Genomic DNA, 18215 nt, shown 5'->3' on the forward strand with positions numbered 1-18215 from the left:
AGGATCTCCTAACCGATGGACGAGCGTGCCAGAACAGTGCTCCAGCCCTGCGGCGTTCCCACGCCACCAAAGGAGATGTCCGAGTTCTCTGCAGCCATATCGGTACAGAACTTGCAGGATGTAGACCTGTATTGGTCCAGTTCAGAAAGATCATAGCTCTCCAGGCCATCGGCCATACCAAATTCAAAGACACCTTTACGGATCTTCATGGACTCAATATCATTGAGGTCCATCCCTTTTGCTTGCACGAATTCCCTGATACCTTCATGCTCGAAACTATCCATACAGAAAAGCCCGAACTTCAGGACCTTTGCTCTGAGGAACAGGTGAAGGAACCCATATGGACTTGTCTGCATCTTGTGAACAGCATCAATATTGCAACTGGGCCCCACAAATGCAATGCTCCTCATACCCTGCTTGATGGCACTCATCAATGGCTCCATGGTCATGCTGTGGGAATAGATGCTTCCTGCTGACTCAAGGACCTCATCTGCGGTCGTTGCAATAAAAGGTTCAGGCCTCCAGGGATTACCTTCCGACTTCCTTGTAACGATGGCACAATCCAGAAGCCCCTCCTCAAGCCCGTATGCAAGCAGAGAAGTAACTACCCCACCGTCCTGGCCCTTAGAGTCGGGCATCCCAGACCTGGCCGCATAGCCGAACCTGAGCTTGCCCACAAGGTCCTCTTCCCTTGTAACGGTCCTTGGACACTGGTTGTAGCAGACACCACAGGCAGTGCACTTATCGATCAGTTTGGGCTGGCTGTTCACAAAGGCTATGGACTCACAGGAAGAGACGCAGGCACCGCACAATGTGCAGATACCAAGGTTTATAATCTCCTTCTTGAGCTTCCCAAAGGATATCCTCTCCTTCTCACCAATGTTGCGCTTCAGGCGTATTACGCTCTTTTCCAGCTGATCGAACTTGTTCTTGCATTCAGCAGAACAAAAATAGTACTTCTTTCCGCCATAATCCGTAACATAGGAGCTGCCCTCACTTACATGAGCTTTACAGATAGGGTCTGTCATCATTTTTATCACCACCGTAAATATGAGTGATGAAGTAGTAAAAACTCATTCGTAATAAAACAAACTTTAATTATTTTTAATTGTAATTGTTTTACGTGAGGATAATAATATCCATGTTCGGAAACAAATGGAATAATATTAAAAAGTAAAAAGGAAAAAATACAGCATTTTTCCGGATTTTCGAAATGAAATGCTGCCACCCTTTGCCTTACAATTACTTCTTTCTCATGAAACCGAAGTAGATCAATCCCGCAGATAACAGGACCAACACCGCACCTATTACATCAGAACCTGAGAAAGACGATGATGATGAAGACTCATCAGGAGTATTCTCACGAGTCATTTCATAGCCTTCAACGTAGTTGTCCTGTGAAGCAGCAGTTGCCTGATCGGTCGTAGTTCCATAACCTGTAGCATCAGTGCTTGTGGTTGTGCTATTTACCACGTTTGCCGATGGAGTGTTCGAGCTGGTCTTCCTGCTGGAGCTACTGGTTTCAGGATAACGATGTGTTGCATCCTGCATCAGTTTGTTGTACTCATCAATAGTTGCCTGGTCGACAACACCTGGTACGGACATTATACCCTGCACATACTCATCAAGCAGAGCATTTCCACAGGTATGATGACAGCATGTTACACCATTCTCGACAACTGATTCAATATACTCCCTAACCAGAGTCTGGATTACCTCATCGGATGCGTCCCAGTAATCCTTTCTTGTTGTCTCAAGCATGCGGGCTAGCTGGGACTGATATTGATAGGGGTTCTCTGCGTAGAACTCGTCCAGACCAAGATCATACTTATCCAGAACATATGCCTCATACATCATGTTCCAGTCATCGTCCGTAACCATGTCCGGGCATGTAGCATCCCATCCCCACATGTACTCCGTGAATTTCATGAATTCCCTTGCACCGGCATAATCGAATTCCATCATTCCAGTCATCCATGAAGGATTGAGATACCTGGCACGCAATTCATTCCTGAAAGCCTCTTCAAGTGTTGTGTACTGAGGATTGTCAACATCCTTGAAGTCGGCTATATACATATCAGGAGTTTCCCCTGTAAGGGATCTGACAGCAAGTCCAAGACCTCCGAGATACGAGTAGAAATCATCGTTGTCGATGAGTCCGTATAGGTTCGAGGTATCACTGTGCATAGCCACATCAACATCTTCGAGGTTCATTTTGAACACATCTTCGTAGTTTTCTCCCCATGAATCTGCTCCATAGATATTGGACATTCTGGAGATGTAGAGATCCGCCATCTTGCTTTCATCATCCCATGTGTCACTGGCAGCAACTGTTTCCGAAATTCCCGTACCATAAGAGCCAGGTGGTTCACTGAAGATCCTTGACCTGGAGATGTATTCTGCAGTCTCATTATCATAGCCCATGGCTATAAGTTCAGCCTCCATCTCAAGAGAATTCCTTCTGACGAAGTTGAAGTCTTCGCTCTCATTAAGGTCTGCAACTATACGGACAGCTTCATCCATCCATTCAAGCTGAAGTGGGAATGTGTCGCGGTATAGACCTGACGGAAGGACGAGTACATCAATCCTTGGATGTGTCATATTCTCTTCTGGGATCACATTGAAACCTGTGATCCTTCCACTGCTCCTTTCAAGCTCTACACCTATAAGAGCGTAGATCTGCGCTTCCATGAGTCCTTTGTGACGCATTGTTTCAACTGACCACAGGATAAAGGCCTGTTTGTCTGGATATACACCATTTACTGCATAGTAATCTGCTACCCACTGATCAATAAGGACTTTTCCAAGAGCCTCTGTTTCAGCATCAGGGAATTTTCTCTGGTCAAAACTGTAGAAGTTCCTTCCGGTTGGCAATGCTTCAGGATTGCGTATTGGGTCGTTTCCAGGTCCAGGTTCAATATACTCTGCATTGAGTGCACGCAATGTCTGGTCGATCTCACGAGTGGTCTGCGCCAGCTGACCTGAATAATACAATGCCTGATCGAGATCTGCAGTAACATTGGCATCAGTAAGATTAAGTACCTCAAGCTGAGCTGCTGACACATTTGTTCCGTTGATCAAAGTGGCATTCAGAAGATCAGCTGCACATGTATTAGCTGCATTCTCCCAATCCTCCTCGTCTCCGGTATCTTTGGGGATCACACTATAGATGTGATCAATGAAATCACTACGAAGCATCGACTTGACCATTGATACAAGTTTCTCGTTCTCAGGAGCAACACCAAAGATGTGGAGTCCGTAAGGCATGAGTGTTGTCTGCAGTTTATGCAGGTAGTCATGGAGAACTGAATCAAGGAATGTTTCGAATTCCTCGTCAGTCATGGCATTCAATTCATCACATGTAACATTGAGGTCGTTCACCAGACATAGCGAGTCATATAATTCAATGGTACTGTTACGGTAGAGTGCCATCTTTGCAGTATCATTGATACTCTTTGCATCTTCGTAATTGTGTATCTTCTCATGCATTATTGACAAGTTACCATAAAGTCCTGCTTCCACTATCGGTGGTGTCAGGTGGTCTATGATAACTGCATTGCCTCTACGCTTTGCCTGTGTACCTTCTCCGACATTATCCATGATGTAAGGATAGATCACAGGAGTTTCAGCAACCATTATTGAAGGATAGTCATATCTCCAGAGTCCAACTTCCTTTCCAGGCAACCATTCCTGTGTACCATGAGTACCGAAATGGATCATTGCATCTGCATCATAGACATTGTTGATCCAGAAGTATGTTGCAAGATACTGGTGTGTTGGCGGAAGTTCCTTGTCATGATAGAGGATACTCTCATCTGAAAGAGTACCTCTGGTAGGCTGTGGTATGAAATTGACATTACCAAGCTGTACTGTAGGGATCACAAAGTTCCCATCATACACCATTATATCGCCAGGGGCAGTTCCCCATTTACTTTCAACATCCTGTCTTACAGATTCAGGAAGAGTGTTATACCAGGCGAGATAATCCTCCACAGGAACAAGGGTCACATTGCCGGAATTGACAACCTTCTCAAGTTCTCCGGGAGCCCAGGAACCAACGTTCCTGCTTTCAATGAACAGGTCGATGAACTCACTGGCATTTGGAATTGTACCATTACCAATATCGTAACCATCTGCCCTCATTTGTTCAAGAAGCAATGTGAAACTTGAACCGATATCCAGATAGCTGGCACCAATGTTGTTCTTACCACCTTCATGGTTGTAGTATATGATGCTTACCTTTTTGTCAGAATTGTCTGTTTTACCCAACTCTGCCCATGCGATGGCCCTGTCACTGATCCACTCGACCTGCTCCATTATTGGTTCGTAATATGACTGGCCGGTCATCGGATCTTTAACAATACCAGCCACCCATATGTAATCCGTACATCCTTCTATCTCAGGGTATGCAACCTGATAATAGAGAGATGTTGGGCTTAATCCATGTGTGCTATTGTAGTATTCTGACGGTGACTGGTAATAATCATAGATTCCCTTTACTACCGGAATGTTATATCCGGTGAGATACTCCTGACCTTCAACCAGATCGAAATTTATGTAGAATCCTTTCAGGGAGATCATTGAATCAACTAATACAACTTCATCCTTCGAGTAATATTCAGCCGCCCTGTTTCCATCGTCATCATCCATAAAAGCAAGACCAGTTGCATAGATCACATTACAACCCTTTGATTCAATGTATCTTATCAGAGCATCGTCCGCTGTAAAAGCGAGAGTATTAGACTGAAGTGCATAATTCACAATTCCTATAGTTGGTGCATTTGAATCGTAAACATGTCCACCATCTATCCGATTTGAATACCATTCAAGATAATCTGTACTATCCTCAAAAATCCTTGGAAATGCATCCGGATGATAAATACCATTTTTTGGAATAGGAGGTTCGGTTACCGGCCCATATTCAATATAGGCATCTTCAAAATTTGATCCGATGTAGCGAATCCATCTTTCCATATTGACAATTCCACTGTTCGTGAAATAATCGACCATGACGCTATGAGGCAGACTATCCATATCAATTGTTCCGACTCCTGTAGCTAATTCACCCATTCCAAAGACACCTATTTCTGTACCACTATTTTGGGCATCAATTAGAGCATCCTTGAAAAGAGGGATCTGGTCAGCACCTACCATGTAGAGTATAATTACATCCTGATCGGAAAAATCACTGACACTAGTAGCTTCTTCCCCATTCATCAGTGTAACATTGAAACGTTCTGCTACAACTTCCCTATCAGTAAGAACCTGATTAAGATAGTACAGATTTGTTTCTGCATTTAGTATGAAAGTTATATTCACTTTTGGAAGCAACACCTGCGGTTCATCTATTGTTTCATGTTCCCATACATCCGCAAACTGCTGACCCATGAACATGAGCATATTCTCCATGTTTGTTTGGCCACCCTGAACCCAGTATCTTTCAATATCGGTATATTCGTCCGAGTATAGGTCAAGGTTAGACGGGGAAACGTTTGAAGCTAAATCATAACATATAACCTTCGAACCAAGCTCTTTGCTAACTTTGATACTTGTTGTCCAGTTTGCAATTGAGTTTTCATCCTGAGATTCAAGGAAAATCAACCCAAATTCTGAAAAGTCATAATCATCAGGCACAGTATCATTTTTTGTGAAAATAGTTATATTCAATTCTGTCGAGATGTTAGAATCTTGTGCGGCATTGATCAGTGAAACTTCATTATAATCCGTACCAAGAACAAATAAAATTTCATTGTAATCAACATTTACATTATCCCAGAAATTGATTATTGGATGATTACTGTATTCTGTTGCAAGGTAAATTAGAAGGTCTTCTGCGCTATCAATCCCCTCAACTGTTACATCCATGTTGCTGTAATAGTTGTATACCTGGTCATCAGCACTACCATTTGAAATATGATCAAAATAGGAAGGAGTACTTGTATTCGCCTTCACGCTTAACAAAGAGGTACCATTATCATGGACTGCTTGCAGAGTCTCGTTTATGCTAAATCCGGTTGTATCACTTGTTGTATTGTAAACTTTAGAACCAACCATCTCAAATAAAATTACATCCTGAGATGCTAAAAGACCATTATCTGCAGCTTCAACCAATTGATCACTTGCATACCAGGTTGCATTATATGCAGGAATGGCATTATATTCTATAAATTGACTATGATCGTTTGTCAACTTTGCAGTCTCTAAAGCATCACTCTCTTGATAATAAACGTAAGTAATTCTCAGAGGTGTCAATAATCTTGTAATTGTAGGATCATTGCCATAATCCTTTGCAAGACATATGAGGAGATCTTCTGCATTTCCAAGACCTTCACCTTCAGTACCCATATTGCTATAATAGTTATATACTGCATCATCAGCACTGCCATTAGAGATATGGTCAAAATAGGAAGGAGTACTTGTACTAGCCTTCACGCTTAACAAAGAAGTACCATTGTCATGGGCTGCTTGCAGAGTCTCATTTATGTTCAGTCCAGTTGTATCACTTACTGTGTTGTAGACTTTTGAACCGACCATCTCAAATAAAATTACATCCTGAGATGATAAAAAACCATTATCTGCAGCCTCAATCAATTGATCACTTGCATACCAGCTTTCATTGAATGCCGGAATTGCAGTGTAACCTATAAATTGCCGGTACTCATTAGTAAGTTCTGCCATTTCCAGAGCATCACTTTCTTCGTAGTACACATAAGTAATGTTAACCATTGGTTCTTCAGCTGATACCACTGGCGAAGCTGCCAGCAAAATCAAAACACTTAAAAGTAATGTTTGACGTATTATATTTCGCATATTATCCACCCGATAATGTGTAAGACACCCCGGAACTTTGCTTGGCGGCTGTCCGGGGTGTATCCAACTTTCATTATCCACACATTTTCATTTCATTCTAATTTTCTTAATTTTCAGTACCACACACTCTTGAAAGGATCAGGTACTCGTTTCGTTCCCGGAATCGGGAACATAAACGACACGACCATCGGCCAGCTGGTAAGCTGTACCCAGTGCTTCACCGGTGCCCCCACCGATCTGCTCTGTCATGTTCAGGACTTCGATGTCCTGCCCTTCCTTAACTATGATCTTCATGTTTTCCTGACCAGGATTCTTTACGATGGTTATATCCTCAGTCGGACTGAGCAGCTCAGGTAACTGGTAAGACATCACAAGCGCGATCAACAGAGCCACAGAGAATACCATGGCAACATCGAAGAGGTTGGCCACTCCGGTCAGAGGGTTCTGGTCTTCTTCCTCGTAGAGGATTCCCGTCCGATGATACCGTTTCCGCCTCATTCTCCAATCCCCATGGAATCAACAAGATAGTCGATATCTGCCATGTCCTGCCAGTACCACCTTTTTCTGACCAGTGTAAGTACGTACCCCACGATACCTGCAAAAAGGCCAAGTACGGTTGTTGCAAACGCAATCATCAGGTTGTTGGCAAGCTGGAGGATATCACCCTGTGCAAGACCGATGAGTGCGGGACCCAGTGGAATTAAAGTTCCCATCAGTCCGAGCATAGGGGCTACTGTGGACATTATCTTTGTTTGCTCCAGACGCTTTGTCATCCTTACCTCATACTCCTCTGACAACCAGTCGATGGAAGAGATTGCATTATTTTTCAGGTGCTCTGCAGCATCATGTGCAAATGATGTGACAAGCTGGTTCTGGTCAATTTTCAGAAGATGTGATGCAGCATCGTCGTAGGAGGAATTCTTAACATTCTCCTGAACGCTTCGGCCTATATGTTCCAGTTCTTTGACGTTTCGGTGACGTTTTGCATATTCAGAAATGAACTCACCGATCAAACCAAGCGATAACGCAATTGTCAGGATCAAAAGTATTACCACAGGATACAGCATAGCAGATGCAGCGGTATACATGATCTGGAACAAAGAAGAATCAATACCCATATTTAGTTACTCCTTATTTTTTCAAGAACAAATCCACCTGCAATGAATATTGCAAAGACCACAAATGGAAGGATCTCCACAGGCGGTGCATGATATGCAGGGATGTTCATCTGTTTTGTTTTAATGTAAGCAGGCACCAGGATAGCACCCATGAGGTAGTAGATACCAAGGATCATCATGATGTTACCAAGAGTCTCAGGTGTCTTGTTCAGCTTCTTGCATAAAAATGAGGTTGCAACCACAGAAACAAAGAACACAACACCCACGAGGAATCCGATCCAGAGCCCACTCATCTCAAGGGATGTTGCCAGAAGCATACAGGAGATGAAGAGCGCTGTCAGGCAGACCGGACAGGGCAGGGAGATCACGAGGAATGTGCGATGGGAAACATCGCAGCCACAGTTCCACTGCTTCTGGGTATAGATACCTGCTCCGATGAGCAGCAAAGCAACCAGAACGTGCAGGGACATCCCCATGCTCGCAATGAGGTCAAGGTTTGACTGGTCAACATAGCCTATGAGGCTGCCGATGATTATTGACAGGATGAAATAGCTTCCTGCAAGTGCAAGGATCTGTTTTGTGCTTCGGTTGGAAAAACCACATCCAATTCCGGTCTTAACACCAAATAAAAGAATGGCTATCAGTATTCCCACAACAGTGAGAAGTACCATATTCATTCTCAAGCACCTCTTGCAGATCTTAAACTTTTGTTTAAAATGTATGTTATTAGCAACACTTCTACCACCCAAATTAATAGTTTTTTAAACCATATTCATTCAGATATGATTTTTATTGAATTAGACAAGTGTAATTGAATGAGATAGATGATACCATTCTGATATATAAAGATGTTTTTTTGAATGATATATGTATTACATTTAGATAATTTTGTATCTTCTATGCCATACATATATTAGCTTTTATGATAGTTTTTGTTTGCAAATAGTAACAACTATACAAAACAATAAATTTAAAATCAAGAAGCTGCGATTCATCTGGATAAAACATCCAGAAATCCACCATCTGATGAATATGAAAACATAGAAATGGAATTAAAATATTAATTATATACAGCATATACAATTAATTATACAGGATAGAGTTTTAATTATACATATTCTTAAAAATAAAAATATAAATAACACTAAATTCGTGTCAAACAATATAGAAACCCATATACAATATCAAAATACTTATCACACATTATAAGGTTAGAAATGTTGATTCCAATGAAAAAAACAATATTACTTGTTATACTTGCATGCATTGTCCTAATCAGTGGTTGTGCGGGCAATTCCGGGGATCAGGAAGATACAATGGTAAAAGAAGGAGATTATATCACTGTCAATTACATTGGCCAGCTTGAAGACGGAACTATCTTTGATACATCACTGGAAGAAGTCGCAAAGGAAGCCGGACAGTATAATTCTGCAAGGGAATACAGCCCGCTCGGATTCACTGTTGGTGCAGGCCAGATGATCAAAGGGTTCGACAATGGCGTAGTTGGAATGGAGATCGGAGAAGAACGTACTGTCACGATCCCTGCAGCAGAAGCATATGGAGAGTACAATGAGGAACTTGTCCAGCCGATCGAGATCAGCAAGCTTAACGAGATGGGGATCGAACCTGAAGTCGGGATGGCACTTTACACCCAGCACGGGCAGGTAACAGTAGCAAAAATGAATGAGACACATGCATTCATCGATTACAACCACCATCTTGCAGGAAAGACACTTGTCTTTAAGATAACACTGGTGTCTATCGGACAGCAATAAAACAATCATCAAAAAAACAAAAACGGATCAAGGATGGAAAAAGAAGAAAAGATCGTAGCAGTCCTGCTGGTGATGGCCATCCTGTCACTGGCAGTAGCTTATTTTACATACCTCCCCGGAGAGCTGACAGGTGATATTCAGCCACTGACAGATTCATCCGGACTGGGAGAGAAGGTGTTCGTGGAAGGAGAGGTCTTAAGCAAACGTCTCACATACACCGGAGACCACCTCATTCTTGAAGTTGGTCACAGCACTCAACCCATAACTGTTTTCATACCTAACAACAAGGGAGCCGAAGAGATGAACGAAAAGATCTCCAGAGGCGATCAGGTACATGTTAAAGGCATACTGGACGAATATGAAGGAGAACTTGAGATCATCGTCCAGAAGGAAAAGGATGTCCGGGTAGCCTGAATAAGAAAGCAGGTGCCACAAACACATAACGGTAACAATATAAGTGAAAAGGGCGTTTTCTAAAAGTATGAAAGCGTGTATCATGTGTGGGGGAGAAGGCACACGACTTCGTCCTTTGACCTTTGACAGACCAAAGCCAAGCATACCAATTATGAACAAGCCATCCGTTGTTCATCTTATAGAGCACCTTGCAAAAGAAGGGTTCAATGAGATCGTAATAACTATCGGATACATGGCTGAAAAGATAGAAGAAAGCCTTGGGGACGGGCGTATGTTCGGAGTGCATATCGACTACGTCTATGAAGAAACAAAACTGGGTACTGCTGGAAGTGTGAAGAACGCAGAGGAGTACCTCAAGGATGAACCATTCATCATAGTTGGTGGAGACCATGTGATGGACCTTAACCTTCGTAACATGTACAGATACCACGAGACGAACGATGCAATGGTTACCATCGGACTGATGTCCATTGACGACCCACGGGAATTCGGTATCGCCGACATGGATGTTAACAACAGGATACACCGGTTCCTGGAGAAACCCGGCCCAGGAGAGATATTCAGCAATCTTGCCAGCACAGGAATATACATGTGCTGCCCGGAGATCTTCGACTGGATACCTGAAAATCAGCAGTATGATTTCGCAAAGGACCTGTTCCCTGCCTTGATGAATGATGACAGGAAGATCAATGGCATGCTGGTACGCGGCCACTGGACAGATGTAGGAAGTGCACACGCCTACAGAGAGGCACAGAGATGGATGCTTGAATCTCTTCCCGGAACTTCCATAGAAGGAAATTTCAAGACAAAAAATTCACGAATAGTCGGCCCCCTCAAGATCGGTAACAACGTATCTGTGGGTTCAAACTCCGCACTCGTGGGCCCAATTGTCATCGGCGAGAACACAACCATCGGGAACAACGTACTGATAGGACCATACACCGCCATCGGCTCCAACTGTGTCATCAAGGACAACAGCAGGATACTGTCATCATACATATTCAATGATGTCACCATAGGGAACAACTCCAATGCATCCGGATCTATCATTGACAACAACACTGTGATAGGAAAGAACTGCAGCATGGAGAACGGAACAGTGATCGGTCCCCGCGTGAACATCAATGATGACTCCACCATCCATTCCGATGTGAAGATATGGCCGGAGATCAATATCAAAGCAGGATCAAGGATCAAGGAGACAATCATCGACCCTGAATTCGAATAAGATGAGATAAGAAAACCTCAAGAACATGAATCGATTCTTTAAGTGGCTCGTAATATCACTGCTGTTAAGCTTTACATCAATTGTATTTTTGCTGGTCTTCACAGTGGATACGACCACGATCGATTCCATCCTTAACATCAAAAAGGAAGCGATCTTAGCTGCCATCGCACTTCAAGTGTTTTCCTATATTGTCTGGGGACTTCGTACGAAATTTATGTGCCAGTCCCTGGGCCACGATATCAGTTCATTAAAGACCACAGAGATCGCCATATCAAGCCTCCTCGTAGCTGCTGTCACACCGTCTTCTGCCGGAGGAGAGGCCCTAAGGGTGCACCTTCTTTCAAAGAACGAGATCCCGATAGGACAGGCAACATCAGTAGTAATTGGAGAGAGGCTCACTGATGCTTTTTTAATACTCGTGACAGCACCCATAGCACTCTACATTTTCAGGGGTGTTATCCCGGGTGAGAATTTCGACATCCTCCTCATCACCGGAGAAGCGGTGCTCCTCTCAGCCCTTGGAATATTGATATATGCCGTATGGAAACCACATCGTATAAAGAGAATGATCCATTTCCTCGTGCACAGGACAAGACGCTTTCATGGAAGGAAGACCGATGAAGCACTTGCACATCTGCTGAAGAAAGTGGATACGGAAGTGGATGATTTCCACTTTGGACTGCGATACCTGTTGAAAAAAGGAAGAAGAGGTCTGCTCTACGGCACAATATGCACCATAATCTATCGCTGCACGCTCTATTCCATCCTGCCGGTCATACTCTCGGGACTGAACCAGCCACCAGAAGTGGTGGTGGCATTCGCAGCACAGATCCTGCTAACTATCGTAATGATAATACCTGCAACCCCGGGAGCAAGCGGAGTTGCAGAGTTTGGTGCAAGCTCACTTTTCTCAGTACTGGTGGCATCCCCGGCATTGATAGGAATAACAGTACTGGCCTGGAGAGCACTCACATATTATACAAATATAATTGCAGGAAGCTTTGTGAGCCTGAAGGTCCTGAAAGATGCAGACTTCATGAACAGCTCAGTCGAAAAGTAAGAAATAAAAGATAAAGGACAGAGAGAAAAGGATGAAGAAGTAATTGCAGGATCACACTATAATATAGTCCAGCATTCTTTCCACATCAATTACCTTTTCCAGGATATCATTCTTATTTGCATAAGGTACCCCACTATAGATCTCTGAAGCTTCAAGATCGGTAATACCGGGGATCTCCTTAATTACAGAGAGGGGGGCGGAATTGATCTCAAGCGGATAGGGGATTGCCTTTACGGAACGCTGCCCATGCCCTGTGATCACAACATCGGTGAACTTCCAGAGTGGAAGTGTAAGCGGAATACCAACAAGCAAAGGATAGGTGCCAAACTGCCTTCCAAATGTCAGCTCGTGTTTTGAGCTTTCATCATGTACCTCACACATCACATCCCGAAGTACGGTGCCTTTCGGAACGACCTTCCGAAGCATTGGCAGATCGATCTCTTTTCGTACTTTTTCCTTGTACTTCAGGAACAGCTTCTTGTGCTTTCCCACAAGCTCATCATTGCCATAGACCCGGGTACCCGGAAATGCCATGACCTGCCGGATATTGATCCTTCTTACCAGAAGTCCGGAGTCCAGGACATCCCTGAGAAAATCATAGTTCATATCAAAGGTCTTCTTGGTCTCGCCGGGAAGACCGTGGACAAAGTTCAACCCCGGTAAAAGCTCAGGGAGTCCGTTACTGCCTCTTGAAGCACCAACATCATTGAACATCCTGATCACATCCATCACATCCTCCGGCATTGCTTTCAGATCATTGGCACGCACCACATTCGGATCAGCACTTTCCATACCAAGGGCAGCAATATCACCGGATGTGTGATGGCAGACAATGGTTTTCATTATCTCAAGGCTCTGCTCAGGATACGCAGCAATGGTTGCCGGATTTGCATTGTCCATGTGCAACACCTGAAGGTCAGGCGCCACCTTGCGTATGCCTCCATAGAGCGATTCCAGTACAGATGGATCCGGTTGCAGGATGTCCGCACCGATATCCTTAGCGTGGAAACCGAACAGGTCAGGCTGCCTTCCAATACGGAAATATTTTGCACCGGCAGCGTAAAGGGAGGACACCTCATCGACCACATCGAATACAGGGCGGTAATCCGAAGGCCCGTAGAACCTTTCGGTGCAGAAGGAGCAGTGCACCTTACGGCCACAGCCACGGTAGGTCTCAAGCTCGCACATGACATACGGATACTCCGGATGTTTTTCGATGATAAAAGCACCAAGACGGGACCACTTCCCGATCTCACCTACTGTCCTCAGCCGGTGGTTAATATCATCCGGGTCAAGCAGGGAACCATTCTCAAAGAGATCATAGACGAAAGCCTCGATATCCTGCTTTGCAATGACAACATCTTCCGCTTCGATACCCAGCTCACTGGCACCTGTACCACCCTCTTTGCTGAAACCGAGACGTATGGGACCACCTATCACTTTCAGTCCCTGTGAAAGACTACATATGTTCTCGATCTCACCAGGAGTTATAGGGGATGACCTTAGGTACTTGCCCGGGACGGTCATGCCTGACAGTATGACCACAAGGTCTGCACTCTTTAGTGCAAGGACATCATCTGCTGTTGCTGTCCTGAGCTGATCGATGGTAAAATAATGAATATCATCTTCTGCTATGCCTCTGTCACGGAGGGCACCGGCTATGTAGCGGATGTAGGGAGAGATGTATGGCGGAACCCCGAAGCACGCGGGCTCATCCACATAGCCGTCTATGATCACTGTTCTCATGTGGATTAAAATGGAAGGATACCTTATAAATGAACCTTTTGAAAGCAGTTTAACATAGTGTACTTATACTTTAATCGTGTAGGATAGTACGTCATGGAGTTTTACTGAGGTTATCATATGAGAAGTGACAATACAAAGAAAGGAGATGCACGTGCACCGAACCGGTCGCTTTTGAAAGCGATAGGGGTTACCGATTCTGAGATGAAGAAGCCGTTCATAGCTGTTGTGAATTCATGGACAGAGTTCATTCCGGGACACATTCACTTAGACAAGGTAGCAGAAGCGGTAAAGGCCGGTATTCGCAATGCAGGCGGTGTTCCTTTCGAATTCCATACCATAGGCATCTGTGATGGTATCGCAATGGGACACGAAGGAATGAAGTATTCCCTTCCAAGCAGGGAAGCTATCGAGGACACCATTGAGATCATGATCCAGGGCCAGCAGATGGACGGTATGGTCATGGTAACATCATGTGACAAGATCACACCTGCACACCTCATGGCTGCAGGAAGACTTGACATCCCGACAATGGTCGTCACAGGCGGACCTATGCTTCCGGGATTTGTTGATGACAAATACACAGACCTCGTCTCCGTTTTCGAAGGAGTCGGGTCCTGCCAGAGCGGATCGGTCTCATCTGACAAACTGAAACAGCTTGAAGATATGTGTTGCTGCGGTGCAGGCTCCTGTGCTGGAATGTTCACAGCCAACACCATGGCATGCATGACAGAAGCACTGGGACTTAGCCTCCCGGGTTGTGCAACAGCCCATGCAGTTGATGCAAAGAAGATGCGTATGGCAAAAGACACCGGTGAGAGGATCGTGGAGCTTGTACAGGAAGGAGTTACAGCACGCCAGATCGTTACCGAGAGATCCTTTGAGAATGCTATCATGGTCGACCTTGCAGTAGGAGGAAGTACCAACACAACCCTTCACCTGCCTGCAATCGCACACGAGTTTGGAATTGAGCTTCCGCTTGAGAAGTTCGATGAGCTCAGCAAGACAACTCCACACCTGATAGGACTCAGGCCAGGCGGAGATAACTTCATGCTTGATTTCGAGAGAGCTGGCGGAGTTCATGCGATCATGAAGAGGCTTAAGACAAAGCTCAACCTCGATGAGAAGACAATCACCGGAAAGACCGTTGGCGAGAATGTCGAAGAATTTGTCATTTATAATCCAAAGCTGAACGCCCGTATACTGACCACACTTGAGAACCCGCTCCACGAGGAAGGCGGAATTGCAGTGCTGAAAGGAAATCTTGCACCTGACGGAGCAGTTGTCAAACAGGCAGCTGTGGATGAGAAGATGCTCAAACACACCGGCCCTGCAAGAGTATTCAACAGTGAAGAAGAAGCAATGTCAACCATCATGAAAGGCGAGATCAAGCCTGGAGATGTCGTTGTCATCAGGTACGAGGGACCAAAAGGAGGTCCGGGTATGCGTGAGATGCTCTCTCCAACCTCAGCTATCGCTGGAATGGGACTCATTGATTCTGTGGCACTCATCACGGACGGAAGGTTCTCAGGTGGTACAAGAGGACCATGTATCGGTCACATCTCACCTGAAGCCTATGAAGGCGGACCTATCGGCCTGATACAGGAAGGCGACATAATCGAGATCGATATGCCTGGAAGAAAGCTTGAACTCAACGTTTCAGACGAAGAACTGGAAAAGAGGAGAGCTGACTTCAAGCCTATCGAAAAAGAAGTCACAGGTTACCTTTCAAGATACCGAAAAACAGTTAGTTCCGCAAACAGAGGAGCTATCAGGGACTAAAAGCTGCTACTTTAAGCAGCTTGTTCCTTTTTTATTACTTTTGATATCCTTTAACTCTTTTTGACCTATTGATCCGAATTACTCCAAGATCAGAACCAAGATCAATCGGACCTCTTTTCAGGGGAACTGCTGAGATAGACCTTATCATCCTTTACAATGCTGGCTATTCTGCCATCTGATAGAAGCTGATCTATTCTGGATTCCACTTCAGAATCCGCGTACTGCTTGGAAAGGAGGCTTTTGATAACATCTTTCTTTACTTCTGATCCGGACGGGAGGTAAGCAAATATGCAGCTTTCAAGCTTGTCCGTTATAGGAACATACCGGTCAGGTACAGGGACTGCAGGATCCTCTGCCAAGACAGGAGATTGCGAGGGATCTGAAACAAAATCAGCATTACTGTCAGGAGCACCATCCACGGCATCAACTTCATCGCCCTGCAAAAAATACGGCAGTTCCCTCTCATAACCCGCCTCAGAGTCCTGCTGAGAAGACAGTGGCGGAACCTTAGCATCGAATAACAAAGGCTTTGAAAATGGTTCAGGTAAAGAAGGTTCTTCAACGATGGCTTCCGGGATATCCGGTGAAAACTTTTCGACCGGTTTTCCAATATCGTGGCCCGGCACTTCTGCTGGAGGAACTTCGGCATCACCCAGCAATTCAGGAGGAACCTTTAGATCAGGGAAAGAAAGGGTAGCATAGGGAACCTTTTCCTCAGTTCTTTCTGTAGCAATACTATCTGGCTGCACTACAGAAACTTGCTGTCCCCCTACATTGTCATCGGATAACTCAAATAATACGGACCTGTCTTTAATGGACTGGATACTAGAATTCATATCCATGATCTGCTTCTCAAGCTCACAGATACGGTCTGTCAGATCAACAATGATGCTCTGGAAGCAAGCTGATTTTTCAACCGGAAAGTTACCCTCTTCAGAAAAAGATATCATATCAGAGGCTGGCTTTGCTTCTTCTCCCACTTCATCTTCAAGGTCGATATCTGTGAAAAGTTCAGCACAGCCATCGAGATCATCCGGATCCACCAGACTGCCATCACAGGGCAAAGTAAGAGGCTCTTCCTCAATATTTTCTATAGATCCTTCCTCTTCAAACGTATCTTCAAGTTCAAAGTATGCTTCTTCAGGAAGGTCTTCAGAGGTATCCCCGGCAGATACTTTCAGTCCATTCTCAATAAGTTCTGCCAAAAAGGAATCCTTATCAGGAACATTTGATAGTTCCCCATACAACTCATCGGAAATACTGATCTTAAGTTCTTTCATGCCACATCAACCCGGGAAAGCTAAAAAGAATATGCATTCATAGGATACATAAGCATTTCCAAAAAAGGGTTCACACCAGCAGGTTAAGCGGGTGTGAGGATGAAGGTTCGATATCAAGATCAGAAGATGCCTCTGAGATCATGATATCCGCCATTGCCGCAAGAGGGAAGGTGTACTTTGCATTCTCAATAGGACCATAGAGCACAAAATCGCCACCGGCAAGCTGTTGCATGGAAACCGTTCCAATGTCGCACATCTTGTAGACAAGTGGGTCTTCCTTCTTCTTGGCTTTAAGCCAGCTCCAGGAAGAAGGAGCATTATGAATTCCGGATCCTACAGGATATCCCCATTTCGCCTTGGCAGTCATGGTCATACGAAGAGCAATACCTGCCCCATCGCCCATTGGAGTTATGCTGGGATCGATGAGCACGTTCGTGATACCACATTCATCAGCAATTTCCAGCAGGCCCCTGTCCATCAGTTTGCCACCGTTCTCAAGCAATGCCATCCTGCCATCAAGGGAGGAATCCATTGCATTGAAGCCGAGGATGATGGAACTGTCAATATCGGAATCTGCAAGGGCTGCACATTCCTCATCGCTGATGCTCATGTTAATGGAATTGTAGATCGTCTTGTCAGCAAGACCGATGTCGGTGACATATTCTGATGAAGCCATCCTCACAGCAGGCTGCGGGGAATCGATGATGAAAGGAGAATCACTTACCGAGGTCACAAAATCGATGTACTTCTGCATGCTCTCGAAAGTATTGGCAAAGATGTGGACAATTGAAGGATTTCCAGTCTCGTCGGACATGGAATCCTGCATGTTCACAAGAGCTTCTGCTCCTGCCCTGTCAAATATACCGGCATCCGCATCTTCCACGATGCTGTGGCCTTCATAGAATATAGTACCTGCAAGCGCTGTTGCCAGCTCACCCGGCTGGCCTCCGATCTTCACACCTGCAATATTGACGATCTCCTGCTCTTTCTGGAACCTGAACATGA

Annotated in this window: 13 protein-coding genes; 5 read left to right on the forward strand and 8 right to left on the reverse strand. The window is 44.7% G+C overall.

Annotated features, from left to right (window positions below):
• Window positions 1–8 precede the first annotated feature (8 nt).
• The 5 genes from WOA13_RS08015 to WOA13_RS08035 form a co-directional block, all read right to left on the reverse strand.
• Window positions 9–1031 (reverse strand): Coenzyme F420 hydrogenase/dehydrogenase, beta subunit C-terminal domain, encoded by a 1023-nt coding sequence (locus tag WOA13_RS08015; RefSeq protein ID WP_342127395.1) that lies wholly within the window; start codon window positions 1029–1031, stop codon window positions 9–11.
• A 211-nt stretch (window positions 1032–1242) separates the two neighbouring features.
• Window positions 1243–6747: a cobaltochelatase subunit CobN gene (locus tag WOA13_RS08020; RefSeq protein WP_342127396.1), complete on the reverse strand. Its 5505-nt coding sequence runs from the start codon at window positions 6745–6747 to the stop codon at window positions 1243–1245.
• 201 nt (window positions 6748–6948) lie between these two features.
• On the reverse strand, window positions 6949–7308 hold the full coding sequence (locus WOA13_RS08025; protein ID WP_048204663.1) for a DUF2149 domain-containing protein: 360 nt from the start codon (window positions 7306–7308) through the stop codon (window positions 6949–6951).
• Window positions 7305–7928: a MotA/TolQ/ExbB proton channel family protein gene (locus tag WOA13_RS08030; RefSeq protein WP_342127397.1), complete on the reverse strand. Its 624-nt coding sequence runs from the start codon at window positions 7926–7928 to the stop codon at window positions 7305–7307. The genes WOA13_RS08025 and WOA13_RS08030 overlap by 4 nt, the downstream gene beginning before the upstream one ends.
• Window positions 7929–7930: 2 nt before the next feature.
• Window positions 7931–8605, reverse strand: coding sequence for a DUF2162 domain-containing protein (locus tag WOA13_RS08035; protein WP_342127398.1), 675 nt, complete (start codon window positions 8603–8605; stop codon window positions 7931–7933).
• A 552-nt stretch (window positions 8606–9157) separates the two neighbouring features.
• Between WOA13_RS08035 and WOA13_RS08040 the strand changes: the two genes are divergently transcribed.
• The 4 genes from WOA13_RS08040 (at window position 9158) to WOA13_RS08055 (ending at window position 12405) form a co-directional block, all read left to right on the forward strand.
• On the forward strand, window positions 9158–9703 hold the full coding sequence (locus tag WOA13_RS08040; protein WP_342127399.1) for an FKBP-type peptidyl-prolyl cis-trans isomerase: 546 nt from the start codon (window positions 9158–9160) through the stop codon (window positions 9701–9703).
• A gap of 33 nt (window positions 9704–9736) precedes the next feature.
• Window positions 9737–10117 carry an OB-fold nucleic acid binding domain-containing protein gene (locus WOA13_RS08045; protein ID WP_342127400.1) on the forward strand — a complete coding sequence of 127 codons (381 nt, stop codon included), beginning with the start codon at window positions 9737–9739 and terminating at the stop codon, window positions 10115–10117.
• A gap of 67 nt (window positions 10118–10184) precedes the next feature.
• The gene (locus WOA13_RS08050; protein ID WP_048204659.1) at window positions 10185–11345 is read left to right on the forward strand and encodes a nucleotidyltransferase family protein; all 1161 of its coding nucleotides are present in this window, start codon (window positions 10185–10187) and stop codon (window positions 11343–11345) included.
• 25 nt (window positions 11346–11370) lie between these two features.
• On the forward strand, window positions 11371–12405 hold the full coding sequence (locus WOA13_RS08055) for a lysylphosphatidylglycerol synthase transmembrane domain-containing protein (protein ID WP_342127401.1): 1035 nt from the start codon (window positions 11371–11373) through the stop codon (window positions 12403–12405).
• A 51-nt stretch (window positions 12406–12456) separates the two neighbouring features.
• Here the strand turns inward: WOA13_RS08055 and WOA13_RS08060 are convergent, their stop codons facing one another.
• Window positions 12457–14151, reverse strand: coding sequence for a radical SAM protein (locus WOA13_RS08060; protein WP_342127402.1), 1695 nt, complete (start codon window positions 14149–14151; stop codon window positions 12457–12459).
• 117 nt (window positions 14152–14268) lie between these two features.
• Here WOA13_RS08060 and ilvD point away from each other — a divergent pair, with 117 nt between their 5' ends.
• Complete coding sequence (ilvD, locus tag WOA13_RS08065) at window positions 14269–15930, forward strand: dihydroxy-acid dehydratase (RefSeq protein ID WP_342127403.1); 1662 nt, start codon at window positions 14269–14271, stop codon at window positions 15928–15930.
• Between the two features lie 101 nt (window positions 15931–16031).
• Here ilvD and WOA13_RS08070 read toward each other — a convergent pair whose 3' ends face one another.
• Both WOA13_RS08070 and mtrH read right to left on the reverse strand, forming a co-directional pair.
• The gene (locus tag WOA13_RS08070) at window positions 16032–17210 is read right to left on the reverse strand and encodes a hypothetical protein (protein WP_342127404.1); all 1179 of its coding nucleotides are present in this window, start codon (window positions 17208–17210) and stop codon (window positions 16032–16034) included.
• A gap of 70 nt (window positions 17211–17280) precedes the next feature.
• Window positions 17281–18213 carry a tetrahydromethanopterin S-methyltransferase subunit H gene (gene mtrH, locus WOA13_RS08075; protein ID WP_342127405.1) on the reverse strand — a complete coding sequence of 311 codons (933 nt, stop codon included), beginning with the start codon at window positions 18211–18213 and terminating at the stop codon, window positions 17281–17283.
• Window positions 18214–18215 lie beyond the last annotated feature (2 nt).

Origin of the sequence: Methanococcoides sp. LMO-2 (assembly GCF_038432375.1) — an archaeon.
Taxonomy (GTDB): Archaea; Halobacteriota; Methanosarcinia; order Methanosarcinales; family Methanosarcinaceae; genus Methanococcoides; species Methanococcoides cohabitans.

Coding starts and splice junctions, on each gene's coding strand:
- WOA13_RS08015 (WP_342127395.1), bottom strand. CDS start 1,031: ATGATGACAGACCCTATCTGTAAAGCTCATGTAAGTGAGGGCAGCTCC.
- WOA13_RS08050 (WP_048204659.1), top strand. CDS start 10,185: ATGAAAGCGTGTATCATGTGTGGGGGAGAAGGCACACGACTTCGTCCT.
- WOA13_RS08045 (WP_342127400.1), top strand. CDS start 9,737: ATGGAAAAAGAAGAAAAGATCGTAGCAGTCCTGCTGGTGATGGCCATC.
- WOA13_RS08070 (WP_342127404.1), bottom strand. CDS start 17,210: ATGAAAGAACTTAAGATCAGTATTTCCGATGAGTTGTATGGGGAACTA.
- WOA13_RS08035 (WP_342127398.1), bottom strand. CDS start 8,605: ATGAATATGGTACTTCTCACTGTTGTGGGAATACTGATAGCCATTCTT.
- WOA13_RS08030 (WP_342127397.1), bottom strand. CDS start 7,928: ATGGGTATTGATTCTTCTTTGTTCCAGATCATGTATACCGCTGCATCT.
- WOA13_RS08055 (WP_342127401.1), top strand. CDS start 11,371: ATGAATCGATTCTTTAAGTGGCTCGTAATATCACTGCTGTTAAGCTTT.
- WOA13_RS08040 (WP_342127399.1), top strand. CDS start 9,158: ATGAAAAAAACAATATTACTTGTTATACTTGCATGCATTGTCCTAATC.
- WOA13_RS08060 (WP_342127402.1), bottom strand. CDS start 14,151: ATGAGAACAGTGATCATAGACGGCTATGTGGATGAGCCCGCGTGCTTC.
- mtrH (WP_342127405.1), bottom strand. CDS start 18,213: ATGTTCAGGTTCCAGAAAGAGCAGGAGATCGTCAATATTGCAGGTGTG.
- ilvD (WP_342127403.1), top strand. CDS start 14,269: ATGAGAAGTGACAATACAAAGAAAGGAGATGCACGTGCACCGAACCGG.
- WOA13_RS08025 (WP_048204663.1), bottom strand. CDS start 7,308: ATGAGGCGGAAACGGTATCATCGGACGGGAATCCTCTACGAGGAAGAA.